The following is a 12,443-nucleotide window of genomic DNA, read 5'->3' as shown; positions in this document are numbered from 1 at the left end:
ATCTATACCAGATTGTCTGGCTTGGCTAATTATGACTAAAACATACTGTAGTTATTCATTTACAAAATAAATTTAATGGTATTTGGTATCAAATGGCAAAAAATAGGTTTTATAAGAAATATTTTTCCTTTAAATTTTTGTATTTTGTATTTAAGGAATAAAAATAAAGATATGCCAACAATTTTAACCAGAATATTAGAAATGCTAGTGTTTGAATATTAATTTTAATGATAAATGGTGTTATGGTGTGTGATTGACACGCATTGAATTTGCCCGTATCTTCGTGCCAAATAGTTTTAGAGGCTAACAACAAAGTAGATATTTTTATCACACTAACTATTAATTTTTGATTTTGTTAAGCCAATATAAAGCAAGGATTGAATAATAATTATTTAGAAATAAGCATATACTATTAATAGAATTGGGGGATTGGGTGACATCAACCAAAACCATGTTTTCCTGCAGACCCAATAGAACAATTAAACATCCATTTTCAATGAAAAAAATAGGTTTCATATTATTAGCATCACTTTTAAGTTTAAAGGGATTTGCCAACGAACCGGGAACAGATAACCCAACACATCCAGGTCTTTCCAAGAAAGCTTTCCAAACTGAGGACGTTCAGAAGCACTGGTTCGTAGGAGCTGGCGCCGGTGCACAGATTTTCTTTGGAGATCACGACAAACAGTTGGATTTTGGTGATCGTCTTACACCTCATTTTGAGATTTACGGAGGAAAATGGTTAAACGATAGTTTTGGAGTACGTTTGGGCCTAAACGGTTTTTCCTATAAAGGTGCTACGCAAACCGGTGTTTATGGTACTGGCGAAACTGCAGATGCTAGCCAATGGTTGGATTTCCAAAAATGGAACTTCCTAAATGTTCATGCTGACTTTATGTTCAACTGGACAAACGATGCATTGGGTTATGATCCAAACCGTATGTACAACCTTATTCCTTACGCAGGTATTGGTTTCGGTGTTGTTCTTTCTGATCCTCAATCTGTGAAATTCAGTCCGAATTTAGGGGTTTTGCAAAGCTTCCGTTTGAATGATAAAATAGATTTGACCATTGATGTTCGTGGTAATATCTATGGTGATGAATTCGACGGTGAGATCGGAGGAAGAAACTTTGAAGGTGCTATCTCGACAGCAGTAGGTGTTAAATACAACATCAATAAATAAGAAATAGATTCACTAACTATTATACCCTAGGCCTTGTTATCTAAGATAGCAAGGCCTTCTTTATGTAAGAATTGCCTTAAAATTGATCGTGCAAGATTTTCGAATGCTAGCGGAATACCTTACATTGCGATATTTTTATATAATACGATATGGTAAGTAATAAATGGTGCCTATTGGCATTGGTGATAAGTCTGGGATTTTGGACATCCTGCCAGCAGGAACAGAAAAAACAAGAAGCAACAACAACGCCTACTGCGCAGGGCGGAAATTATGCAGCTCCAAAACCGCCAGCGAACATTACTGGAGAAGAAGCAAAGATCAATTACGTGTTTACCCATTTCTGGGATAACTTCAATTTTCAGGATACCGCCAAGATCCTCAATACGGGTTATGGCGAACAGGCTATTGTCGATTATATCGGCCATTTCCCATTGGTTAAGGCTGATACCTTAAGAGAAGGGATAGAGCAGGTATTCGATGCCGCGAAAATCGAACCTTCCGTATTCAACTTTTTTAAATTTCAATTTGAGAATTATCTGGCTCATCCCAATTCGCCCATGCGCAGTGACCAGTATTATGAAACTGTTCTGAATTATTTGATCGGTTCGGAAAAAGTTTCGGCCGATGAGAAAACAAAATATCAGACATTGCTTCCGATCCTGCAAAAAAATAAGCCAGGAAAAACTGCGACGGATTTTGCCTATACCACAACTGCAGGTACCACCGGCACCTTAAAAACCTTGGAGGCACCTTTCACGATGTTGTTCTTCTATGAACCGGGATGCAGCAGCTGTGAGGAAGCCATTGCTGAAATGAAAAGTAATCTTGGTCTGAATTCCGTAATTGAAAATGGCGGATTGAAAATCCTGGCCATCTATCCGGATGGAAATGAGGAGATCTGGAAGGACTATCAAAATCAAATCCCCAACAATTGGATCAATGCGATCGATAAAGATCAGGTGATCGTGACGAAAAACCTATACATGATCAAAGCAACCCCTACGATCTATTTGTTGGACAAGGACAAAAAGGTAATCTTAAAGGATAGCTATCTGCCACAAGTTTACGGCTATTTTCAAAGCCTATAAAATTATTCACTTCTGATACCAAAGATATGGGCGACTTTCAAGTCGCCTTTTTTTATATGCATAGGTTGAGGTTTCTCTTTTTGATGCTCAGTATATAAATTGTAGATGATTCCTTTAACCCTGTATATGGTTTGTCTGTAGAAATGTGTGGCCTATATCAGGTTAAGTATAGACCTTTATTTAAACAAATATTCAACACAATTTTTATTTACAGAAACATGAAAACTAAACAGATTTACGTAGTTATGCTATTTGTTTCACTTTTCTTTATCGGTTGTATGGGCGAGAAGGGGGACGTGACGAAGGATCCGAAATATGCCCATATCGCAAACAACATCTTTAAGACAGTGAAGCCGGTTTATTATTATCGGTATACCCATTCCGACGGTAGCAAAACAGGCTACTTCCTGAGTACGGAAGCAAATATGCCAAACGGGGAACTGAAGTCCGAACTACCTATTGGCGGATTTGTAAAGATAGCCAAGGTCTTGGAGGTGCCACAGAAGGATGGTTCCGTGAAAGTTATGGTCAAGGGTGATGCATTTACCGATTTCAGTGCACAGACTATGGAATATATGGCCCTTTTTGAAGATATTAAACCTGCCTTGGAAATAAAATAATATGATTTTTATAGGTAGAACGGCGCCAATAGGCGCCGTTCTATTTTATTTACTGTAACAAAGTTGTTTTTTCATCTTACTTAATTAAAATTTAAAATGAATAAATTGGTTTTCATTTGAATATAGGCTACTTTTGGGCGTCCAATCGGATAGTTAGTTTATTAGTGCAGGAATTTCCTATTTATAGAATAGCCTTTTCCTTTTCATTTAAAATCACGTTTTATATGTTTAAGGCAGCATCTTTTTCTTACGACCAAACCAAAACAACATTTCCCATTTTAATCGCAATCTGTATTGCGCATTTAGCAAACGACCTGATCCAGGCCGTTATTCCAGCGTCTTACCCTTTACTGAAGGAAAACTTCCATTTAAGTTTCGGACAGATTGGTATTATTACCTTCTGCTTTCAGTTGGCATCCTCGTTACTGCAACCAGTCGTTGGTTCGTATACCGACAAACGGCCACAACCATACTCCCAGATCATTGGGATGTTGTTCAGCTTTGTGGGGATTATTGCCCTGGCTTATTCCAATAACTATTATTCAGTGTTATTCGCCGTGATCATGGTGGGGATCGGATCTTCTATCTTTCATCCTGAATCTTCGCGGGTGGCCTATCTTTCATCGGGCGGGAAGCGCAGTCTTGCGCAATCCATCTTTCAGATCGGCGGTAATACGGGTACGGCACTAGCACCATTGCTGATGGCTTGGTTTGTCCTGCCCCATGGGCAAAGAGCAATCCTTTGGTTTCTGTTGGTCGCTGTGGTTGCTCAATTGGTTCTGGCTTATATCGCCAGTTGGTACAAAAAGGTGTTGTTTGTCATGAATGGACAAGCAAAAAGAGCCATTAAATTACCGGATCTCTCGCCGACAAGAATCAATATGGCCATTGTTATCCTCTTGTTGTTGATCTTTTCAAAATACGTTTATATTGCCAGTATAACCAGTTATTTACAGTTTTACATGATGGACAAATTTGCCATAACAGATATCCAAGCGCAGGTTTATCTATTTTATTTTCTGATAGCCGTGGCGTTAGGGACTTTATTCGGTGGATTTTTGGGGGATGTCATCGGTCGAAAATATATCATCTGGTTTTCGGTTTTGGGCTGTGCACCTTTTACCTTATTGCTGCCCTTCGCCAGTTTGTTCTGGACTGGGGTTTTAATTTCCATCATTGGATTGATTATGGCATCCGCATTTCCTTCCATCCTGGTATACGCTCAAGAGCTATTGCCGAAAAAAATTGGAATGGTATCTGGGTTATTCTATGGATTTGCATTTGGAATGGGTGGGTTAGGTGCTGCAATTTTGGGATGGTTTGCGGATCAGACTTCCCTGGAAACTATATATGCAGTATGTTCTTATCTGCCATTAATGGGCGTTATTGCCTATTTCCTGCCCAATATGAAAAAGATACAGTATAAGGAAGGTTAGGTTAGACTTTGCGTTGGACTATCCAAACGGTTGCACCTCCACAGGATTGATCTTCCATTTCATGAGTTAGGATGGTAAAACCATTATGCTGTAATAACTCTTGATATTCTTGTGTAGAAAAAGACGCATGGAACAATTGTTCGCCTCCATTTTCACCCCACGCTTCGCCGCGTTCATGTCCAGAAGTAAATAGCAGGATGCCATTTGGAGTAAGGTGTTCGCGAAACCGGCTAAACATATTTTCCTGATCCTCCAATGGAAGATGGAAAAAGCTATGCCAAGCAATGATGGCATCAAACTGACGATCCAGTTGAAGTTCGCGCATGTCCATATGCAGGAATTCATGTTCTGGAAAGTTCTTGCGTGCTATTGCCAACATGGCTGCAGAAGCATCTAGGCCAAAGATAGGGTAGTTTCTTTCCGCAAAATAGCGGAAAATCGGTTCCCCGGTACCACAGCCAACATCCAATATGCTGGCCGTGTCGGGTAATGTCGAGATGAGGTAATCCAAATATTTCTTTTCCACCAGCTGTTGGCCACGATGTTGATCGAACCATTCTGCGATGCGATCATATACCTTGAATACATTCCTTCTTTCCATGTTCAATGCTATTATTTGAATGTCAGGTTGATCTTTTTATAACCCAGACCTTCAATCAATGGACGCAATACGTGAAGTGCGTTGTTTTCTGTCTGCTTGAGTATGTCTGATTTTTTAACCTGGTTGGTGATCTCCGTTTCTGCAGCTTTGAAAGCTTCATCAACTAAAGTTGCCTCCCGGAAGAAGGCCATTTTCGTATCGTAGACCTTAGAGCTCTTATGATCGATCTTTACATAGCAGATCTCTGCACGTGGGAGTGTGATCTGAACGGAATCGTCCATCACGTTGACATCTTCAGCTTTTAGTTTTCCCAAATCAATACAGCCCACAGCATCCGCTTTGATGATCAATAGGACACTCGCATCCGGCAGGTAGGCCGTCATGTTCTTATGTTCAACCACATCACTATATCTATACTTCACCAATTCCAATTTCCCCATTGCCTCAATTTTTTCAACCAGGACCTGGTGGTTGGTTTCTTTGGTAGGGGCGGGTTTGAATCTATCCCATACAAATACGGCTATACCGATCAATAAAACAAGTACAACCAATACTTTAAGTAATTTTGTCATAACCAGCATTTCTCAAATTATAGACCATCTTTACTATATTCTGTCAACTTATTGTAATGCTAACATAATGAGTACATTAGTAACCGATTATTTACAATATGGTTAAGTAAATCTTATCTACCTGACATTTTGTACCATCTACATTTTATATATCTCGGTGTTTTCGCAAAAAAAATCCTCCTAAAATTACCTACTTTTATTTAAAAGTCTTGCTAACTGATGATTAGAAGTTTACATTCGAAACTTAAAAATCCGCTAGGGGTAATATTCCTAGTCATTGGATTTTTTTGTTCTTTTCCCGAGGTCTATGCACAGACCTATTACACCGTGGACAATCTGCCCAGTCCCAAGGTTGCGGGCCAAAACTTTTATGTAACGGATCCAGATCATATCCTGAGTTCTGGAACGGTTGAGGAATTGAATGCCATATCCACAGATATTGAAGCCCACACGCAAGCGGAATTTGCGATAGCTATTGTTCGCGATTACACCGGCGACGACGATTTTCAATTTGCCTTTGACCTTTTCCGGGAATGGGGAATCGGTAAAAAAGAAAGTAACAATGGGTTGTTGCTTTTCATAGCGGTGGATCGAAGAGAATACAGGTTCATTTCGGGATATGGAATGGAAGCTATCTTTCCGGATGCTTATCTCAAAAGAATTGGCGAAAAATACCTTGTTGAGAATTTTAGAAACAACGATTATGACCGCGGGGTTTTAGAGGCCAGTAAATTTATACAGCATATCTTAAAATCCCCAGATGCACATGAAGAGCTCAAACGGCAAATGCCTGAAGCCATTCCATTCTTTAGTTTTGAAAATCCCATTTTGAAGAACAGTTTGCTGGTCATCGGTTTTTTTTTGCTCATTTACCTGTATATTCATTTTTCCAGTAAGTCCTTGATAAAAAGGAAGCGAAGTACAAATCCTATTGCCCCTGTTTTTTATGGGATGGGATGTATGGTGCTCTTGATGTTCATTACCGTTTTCATTTTTGCTTTCGTCTTCAATAATATTCATCAAGTCTATCAGGTTAAGCATCTCCCATATTTCTTAATGGTATTGGGATCGGTCATCATTGCGATGAAGATCACGACTAATAGCGCTTCAATTTTTAAAAGTTATACCGATGAACAAGAACGAATGGCTGCACGGAAGGAGTTCATGAAACGCAATGGAATCCTGTTGCTGCTTGCTCCCATAGCCATTTATGAATTTTTCAGCTTGTCTAATTATCTCCGTAAAAATAAAAATCGCTTTGTTCCACCCGATGATTCCGGCAATTGGGAACGGATGGTCCGAACCACTAATAAAAAAGAAACAGCAACGTACCTCAGTCCTGGTCAGGTCAAGGAGGAGAAAATAGGTGCATTGAAATACGAGGTTTGGAAAGATACCCGTACCGGTAAATTCAAGTATATCCCGTGGGATCTAAATAAGGATTATACGGTCTGCCCATCTTGCGGATATACAACATTAGAGATCGATGTCACGAAGACCTTGAAGCGAGCAACTTACAAGTCGACAGGTGTAGGGGAAAAGGGGGATAAATGCCAAAACTGCTCTTATTACCAATTTAAGGAAGAGTTTGTTATTCCAAAGAAAACTCGGAGTTCCAGCAGCTCGTCTAGTGGAGGCGGCGGAAGCAGCTCTTCTTCGGGTGGAGGAAGCTTTGGTGGAGGATCTTCTGGTGGAGGTGGTGCCGGCGGTCGGTGGTAACCTTTTGAAAAACATGATTTTTATTTATATTCAGGCATGTTAAGAATCGCTGTATTAGGTTTAGTCCTGTTGGTGCTGGGTTGTCAACAAAGAGAAAAAGTTCAGGAACGTCTTCCTGTACCCGTAAAGGATTCCGTCGCTATGGGTTTTGATTCCTTGGTGTTCGAAAATGACACCATGAAGATTTTCAAAATTGACTCCCCACAATATCTTTTACGTGCGAACCTGATCAAAGCTAAAGAGGATACCCTACGCTATATTTCGGACTTCCAGACCGTCAAAAAACTACTCCGCGATCGGGTAACATTTGGAACGTATGATTATGATGCAGATTCCATGATTTTTGACGAACGAGGACAGCAAATTGCCCTGGTCAGATTCAACACAGGAGACACCATGAGCTACCATAGGCAACCCGCATTCACGGAAATCGGTTTTATTTCCTATTACCCTACGGAAGAAGTTCTCGTTATGGAAGGCGGGCATACTTCAGATTATACCATTAACTTAAAAACGGGAACAGTGGGGGCTGAATTAGCAGGCAACCCACTATATATCGTTCGCTCTCCCAAAGGGACGTTCCAATTGACAGGGTGGTTTCCAGGTCAGGAATGCTCTAGCTATTTGCTCCAGAAGAATAATGGCGATTCCTATGTTTTTTACAGTACTTTCCCCGATAGTGTAACAGACTATGGTTTCGATTTCTGTCACATGATCGGTATTTATTGGGTAAGTGAGCACGAATTCTATTTCCGGAATACCTTTTTTTCAGCTACCCCCGATAATCGCCTTGGCTATTTTAAGGTAGTGATCAAATAGAGTCCAAGGATAGTTTTTGATTTCGAAAAAGCATATAGGGCTGATGGATTGCATAATACCAAATGGCACCGAGGAAATAACACAATGCATCAATGGGGTCTGCGGTATTATAAGTGGTATAGATGGGGCAAAGGACTTCAAAGATCACTGTTGTTAATCCTGCCATTACCAATAACTGTCCGAGTGGGATTTTGTAATCAGCAGGCAGTTGAATCAGGAAATAACCCACTACATAGGCAACATGGGCGATCAATGGAACAAAGACAAAATCAGTCAACCAATTGTTTAGATAAGGGATGATGGTACCTTGGTTTCTTGTGTATCGAATGATGATCCAGGATAGGGCATAGAACCAAATAAATGGATTATTCAAGAAGAGATTTAATGCGCGAAGGAAACGGCGATTAACATGGCGATCATTCCACATGACATAAAGATTAAAAACATGGCCCAACTGATTTTCTTTTTCCTGCGTTGCCCCGGGCTATCATCCGGGTGCTCGGGAAATAGGGTATCCTTAATTTCGAATAACTGTCGTTCGAACCAATTTTTACCTTGTTTTGCCATTTTGATGCGATTTGTCCAAAGATAGCTAATATTTTCATATTTAGAACAAATGTTCTAAATTAGGGTCGTGAATAAGAAACAGCAGATCATAGAGACATCCATTGCCGTATTCAATGAGATGGGAATAAGGAACACAACGACACGGCATATCGCTGACCGGATGGGTATGAGTGCTGGAAATCTACACTACCATTTCAAGCATACTGAGGATATTATTCTACAGATCTTTCAACAACTCATTCAGGAATTTGACGAAATGATGAAGGTCGAGCATCCAGGTCCGTGGACTTTGAAGATTCTTGAGGACAGCCTCGCCAAAAGTTTTGCGATTCAGCAGCGATATAAATTTGTATTCATCAATTTTGTCGAACTCGGTAAATGGATCCCGCAAATTGCGGAAAGCTATCGCGAAAATATCCAGAAAAGGCAAATTCAGTTCCGCCGGATGATCGTACAACTTCAAGAGGATGGGACAATCGCTGCCTCACTTTCTTCTGAAGAGCTGGAAATCCTTGTCAATCAGATTTTTATTCTTGCTGATTTTTGGATTTCTTTTAATGAATTGGTGAATCAATTAACTGGCCAATCGGCAGTTGATCACTATCAGGCCATCTTTTTACGCCTTTTGCAACCTTATATAGCAACAGGCGCTAAAGGTTAATGAGAAAGTGGCCGATATCAATTTTAGAAGTAGTTTCCATCAGGGAAAACTATCGTAAAATTTCGTTGTTTTATAGTAAAGGGATAAAGCAATCCCTTTGATTAGAAACATTTTAAAAATTGATATTATGGCATTACAAGAGATTATTGACAGACTGACAGAGAAACACGAATCCCCAAGTATCAGCATTTCATTCAATACGTATGTGACCAATCCAGATCGCGAGAAAAATGCAATTACGCTCAAGAACTTGATCAAGGAGGCAGAGAATCGAATTGTTGAGGAGTTTGGGAAACGCGATGCTGCCGAGGTACTTGAGAAATTGGCTAATTTGCCTGATACTGTTGCTGATCATCAATTATCCAAAAGCTTACATATATTTATTTCCAAGGATACCGAAGAACTGGTAAGTTCACCATGGGAAGTGGAGAATGAGTCGGTTTCCATAGATGATTCCTTTGCTCTTCGTCCCTTGATTAAAGCAATGAATAGGACCAAGGATTACATGATCCTAACGGTAGCTCAGGGTGGTGCACATTTATATGAAGCCCTGAATGATACCATTTCCAAGGAAATAGTAAATGATGATTTTCCTTTTGATGCAAATCCACTGGAAGTCTCCGGATCCGATGCGAACAAGATTGAAAATCGATTAAAGGAATATTTCAATCAGATCGATAAAGCAGCGGTTGCCGTTCATAACGAAAATAAATTGGACGTGGTGGTTATAGCGACGGAACCCAATTATGCCATGCTGATGGAGGTTGCGGATGTACCTAAAATGTACGTGGCACACCAAACAAAGAATTACGACCAATCGGAGGCAGACAAGATGGCCAAAGACGCTTACGAATCCATTGAAAACCTGCAGAAGGAAGAACGTACTGCTGCCATCGGTGAATTGAAGCAAGCTGTATCTTCCGGTCAGGTGTTGACGGATCTGCAAGATATCTATCAAGCCGCTATAGATGGTCGTGGGGAGTTGCTCATTACCCTTCAGGATTTTGAACAGCCTGTTAAAATGACTTCAGACCGTACCTTTGACCTGGCAGATGATGCCAAGGAAGCAGGTGTTGTCGATGATATCGTTTCAACGATTGCCTGGAATGTCATTTCCAAGGGAGGAAGGTCGTATTTCACTGCACAAGAAGAATTGGAGGATTTAGGTAAAATCGTACTGAAGGTACGGTATTAATACCAGATCCACTTACAGCACATAGTAAATGGAAAAGCACGATCATTGGATCGTGCTTTTTTATTTAGTTGCCAATTTGATGGCTGTACAGTTTTTGATGGATTTCCCTGAGTTTTTCTGCTGGGATTTTTATGACCTTGCGGTCATAGGTCATTAATCCATTGGTTTCTATCTCCACATCTGTTGTCTGGGTATACACACCTGCGGATAAGCCCAACGAAATAAGGTTGTTTAGGTCACTGATCAATCCCTCATATCTTTTGGTGAGTTCCTCCTTGTTTTTAAAGGATTGATAGCCCCAATTGTCTTTTTGTTGCCAGGTGTGACCTTCAACAGGGAGTCCCAGTCCGCCGAATTCACCGAGCGCCAGAACATAATTGTTGCCAAATAATTCCGGACTTGGCATAGCAGCATCTGGGTAATTGTGGATATCGAAGATATGCCCCGGTGCCGTGAAATTACCTCCCGACGCTCCATTCACCAAACGTGAAGGATCCTGCTTCGTGGTCCAATCTACGATCTCCTTAGACTTGAACTGCCCCCAAGCTTCATTGAATGGCACCCAGATGACGATGGAAGGAAAGTTATGCAGCGTTTCCATAATGGCCTTCCATTCCTTTCTGTAAATGGCTTCCGACTCCGGCGTACGATCCTTATCGTGTTTGCCAAAACGGATCTTACCCGGATTCATGTCCCAGATATTGCCATCCAGATCTCCACTAGGCATATCCTGCCAAACCATTACGCCAATACTATCGCAATGCTTATACCAACGGGCTGGTTCCACCTTGATGTGCTTCCGGATCATATTGAAGCCCATTTCTTTCGTTTTCTCGATATCGAATCGTAAGGCCTCATCCGAAGGAGCGGTATGCAGACCATCTGGCCACCATCCCTGGTCCAAAGGCCCATAATGAAAAACAAACTTGTCGTTCAGGAACATGCGTTGAATACCTTTCTCATCTTTTTTTACCGATATCTTCCGCATGGCGAAATAACTGTCCGCTTCATCGATAACCTTTCCATTCCTGGATATTTTTACCTTGAGGTCGTAGAGTTTGGGATTGTCTGGCGACCAAAGGGTAGGTGCTTGCAAAGGCAATGCTGCTGCTTCGCCCGGTGCTGTGGTAATTTCACTAATTTTATTTCCCTGATCATACGCCTCAAAAATAACGCGATCATTAGCTCTCGCACCTTTTACCTCCGCACTAACCTGTAGCGAAGATCGGTCAACATCCGGCGTGTGCTTACTCGCTTGGATGTAAGTTTCAGGTACGGATTCCAACCAGACCGTCTGCCAAATCCCGGAAACCGGCGTGTACCAGATACCATGAGGATTGTTTATCTGTTTTCCGCGAGGTTGTGGACCATCGGATGTGGGGTCCCATACGCGTATGGTAATTTCCTGTTTATTCCCTTTTTGCAATGCTTCCGTAATATCGAACGTGAATGGATCGAATCCACCTTGATGTTCACCAACATGTTTCCCATTGACATAGACATCACATTCCCAATCGACAGCACCAAAATGCAACAGTACTTTGCCTTTCTGAACTTTTTTCTCCAATGCAAGTGTTCTATGATACCAAAGTGCATCGTCCTTCGTGATGCGCTTGCCAACGCCAGACAATGCAGACTCAATGGCAAAGGGAACCAATATATCACCTTGCCATGCTGTTGGCAATTGCTCTTGATCTTTCTTGGTCACTTGGTATTTCCATAGGCCATTCAAATTCTGCCAATTATTCTTCCGTTCCAGCTGTGGACGTGGATACTCTTGGTGAACATTTTGGGGGCTCACATTTTCAGCCCATGTCGTTAGGATTTTGTCCTTTACGGGAGCCCATTGCTGCGCATGTAGCGAAGAAAAGGATGCTGCAAATAAGCAGGCAAGGGCAATGTTTTTTTTAATCATAGGGTTATGTTTTGTATTTGCTTAGGTTGATATGCGATTTTAGGACGCATCCTTAAATATAAAAAAC

At 41.0% G+C, this 12,443-nt stretch carries 13 protein-coding genes; 8 read left to right on the top strand and 5 right to left on the bottom strand.

Translation table 11 applies throughout. The annotated features are described in order from the left end of the window. Positions 1-496 precede the first annotated feature (496 nt). The 4 genes from G6N79_RS12820 (at position 497) to G6N79_RS12805 (ending at position 4,327) form a co-directional block, all read left to right on the top strand. Positions 497-1,183 carry a hypothetical protein gene (locus tag G6N79_RS12820; RefSeq protein ID WP_103905358.1) on the top strand — a complete coding sequence of 229 codons (687 nt, stop codon included), beginning with the start codon at positions 497-499 and terminating at the stop codon, positions 1,181-1,183. Between the two features lie 149 nt (positions 1,184-1,332). Then, complete coding sequence (locus G6N79_RS12815; RefSeq protein WP_103905359.1) at positions 1,333-2,271, top strand: DUF5106 domain-containing protein; 939 nt, start codon at positions 1,333-1,335, stop codon at positions 2,269-2,271. Between the two features lie 218 nt (positions 2,272-2,489). Continuing rightward, positions 2,490-2,891 carry a hypothetical protein gene (locus tag G6N79_RS12810; RefSeq protein WP_146060574.1) on the top strand — a complete coding sequence of 134 codons (402 nt, stop codon included), beginning with the start codon at positions 2,490-2,492 and terminating at the stop codon, positions 2,889-2,891. Between the two features lie 224 nt (positions 2,892-3,115). Next, positions 3,116-4,327: an MFS transporter gene (locus G6N79_RS12805; RefSeq protein WP_103905361.1), complete on the top strand. Its 1,212-nt coding sequence runs from the start codon at positions 3,116-3,118 to the stop codon at positions 4,325-4,327. A gap of 1 nt (position 4,328) precedes the next feature. Here G6N79_RS12805 and G6N79_RS12800 read toward each other — a convergent pair whose 3' ends face one another. Together G6N79_RS12800 and G6N79_RS12795 are read right to left on the bottom strand one after the other, a co-directional pair. After that, positions 4,329-4,928, bottom strand: a complete 600-nt coding sequence (locus G6N79_RS12800; protein ID WP_103905362.1) for a class I SAM-dependent DNA methyltransferase — start codon at positions 4,926-4,928, stop codon at positions 4,329-4,331. An 11-nt stretch (positions 4,929-4,939) separates the two neighbouring features. After that, positions 4,940-5,500 carry a DUF4230 domain-containing protein gene (locus G6N79_RS12795; RefSeq protein ID WP_103905392.1) on the bottom strand — a complete coding sequence of 187 codons (561 nt, stop codon included), beginning with the start codon at positions 5,498-5,500 and terminating at the stop codon, positions 4,940-4,942. 219 nt (positions 5,501-5,719) lie between these two features. On the opposite strand from G6N79_RS12795, the gene G6N79_RS12790 reads away from it, so the two are divergent. After that, a complete protein-coding gene (locus G6N79_RS12790) occupies positions 5,720-7,219 on the top strand; it encodes a TPM domain-containing protein (protein ID WP_103905363.1) in 1,500 nt (499 codons plus the stop codon). A 36-nt stretch (positions 7,220-7,255) separates the two neighbouring features. Next, the gene (locus G6N79_RS12785) at positions 7,256-8,038 is read left to right on the top strand and encodes a hypothetical protein (protein ID WP_103905364.1); all 783 of its coding nucleotides are present in this window, start codon (positions 7,256-7,258) and stop codon (positions 8,036-8,038) included. Here G6N79_RS12785 and G6N79_RS12780 read toward each other — a convergent pair. Then, on the bottom strand, positions 8,031-8,411 hold the full coding sequence (locus G6N79_RS12780) for a hypothetical protein (RefSeq protein ID WP_146060575.1): 381 nt from the start codon (positions 8,409-8,411) through the stop codon (positions 8,031-8,033). The genes G6N79_RS12785 and G6N79_RS12780 overlap by 8 nt on opposite strands. 8 nt (positions 8,412-8,419) lie before the next feature. After that, complete coding sequence (locus tag G6N79_RS12775; RefSeq protein ID WP_146060576.1) at positions 8,420-8,605, bottom strand: hypothetical protein; 186 nt, start codon at positions 8,603-8,605, stop codon at positions 8,420-8,422. A 67-nt stretch (positions 8,606-8,672) separates the two neighbouring features. Between G6N79_RS12775 and G6N79_RS12770 the strand changes: the two genes are divergently transcribed. Both G6N79_RS12770 and G6N79_RS12765 read left to right on the top strand, forming a co-directional pair. Further along, positions 8,673-9,266: a TetR/AcrR family transcriptional regulator gene (locus G6N79_RS12770; RefSeq protein ID WP_103905366.1), complete on the top strand. Its 594-nt coding sequence runs from the start codon at positions 8,673-8,675 to the stop codon at positions 9,264-9,266. 127 nt (positions 9,267-9,393) lie between these two features. Next, on the top strand, positions 9,394-10,461 hold the full coding sequence (locus tag G6N79_RS12765; RefSeq protein WP_103905367.1) for a baeRF3 domain-containing protein: 1,068 nt from the start codon (positions 9,394-9,396) through the stop codon (positions 10,459-10,461). A gap of 64 nt (positions 10,462-10,525) precedes the next feature. On the opposite strand, the gene G6N79_RS12760 is transcribed toward G6N79_RS12765, so the two are convergent. Then, positions 10,526-12,376 carry a glycoside hydrolase family 2 protein gene (locus G6N79_RS12760; RefSeq protein WP_103905368.1) on the bottom strand — a complete coding sequence of 617 codons (1,851 nt, stop codon included), beginning with the start codon at positions 12,374-12,376 and terminating at the stop codon, positions 10,526-10,528. Positions 12,377-12,443: the final 67 nt, after the last annotated feature.

This window comes from Sphingobacterium lactis (assembly GCF_011046555.1).
Classification (GTDB): Bacteria; Bacteroidota; Bacteroidia; order Sphingobacteriales; family Sphingobacteriaceae; genus Sphingobacterium; species Sphingobacterium lactis.
This window is presented reverse-complemented; position numbering and strand designations above follow the sequence as displayed.

Coding starts and splice junctions, on each gene's coding strand:
- G6N79_RS12800 (WP_103905362.1), bottom strand. CDS start 4,928: ATGGAAAGAAGGAATGTATTCAAGGTATATGATCGCATCGCAGAATGG.
- G6N79_RS12795 (WP_103905392.1), bottom strand. CDS start 5,500: ATGACAAAATTACTTAAAGTATTGGTTGTACTTGTTTTATTGATCGGT.
- G6N79_RS12805 (WP_103905361.1), top strand. CDS start 3,116: ATGTTTAAGGCAGCATCTTTTTCTTACGACCAAACCAAAACAACATTT.
- G6N79_RS12765 (WP_103905367.1), top strand. CDS start 9,394: ATGGCATTACAAGAGATTATTGACAGACTGACAGAGAAACACGAATCC.
- G6N79_RS12760 (WP_103905368.1), bottom strand. CDS start 12,376: ATGATTAAAAAAAACATTGCCCTTGCCTGCTTATTTGCAGCATCCTTT.
- G6N79_RS12820 (WP_103905358.1), top strand. CDS start 497: ATGAAAAAAATAGGTTTCATATTATTAGCATCACTTTTAAGTTTAAAG.
- G6N79_RS12785 (WP_103905364.1), top strand. CDS start 7,256: ATGTTAAGAATCGCTGTATTAGGTTTAGTCCTGTTGGTGCTGGGTTGT.
- G6N79_RS12810 (WP_146060574.1), top strand. CDS start 2,490: ATGAAAACTAAACAGATTTACGTAGTTATGCTATTTGTTTCACTTTTC.
- G6N79_RS12790 (WP_103905363.1), top strand. CDS start 5,720: ATGATTAGAAGTTTACATTCGAAACTTAAAAATCCGCTAGGGGTAATA.
- G6N79_RS12775 (WP_146060576.1), bottom strand. CDS start 8,605: ATGGCAAAACAAGGTAAAAATTGGTTCGAACGACAGTTATTCGAAATT.
- G6N79_RS12815 (WP_103905359.1), top strand. CDS start 1,333: ATGGTAAGTAATAAATGGTGCCTATTGGCATTGGTGATAAGTCTGGGA.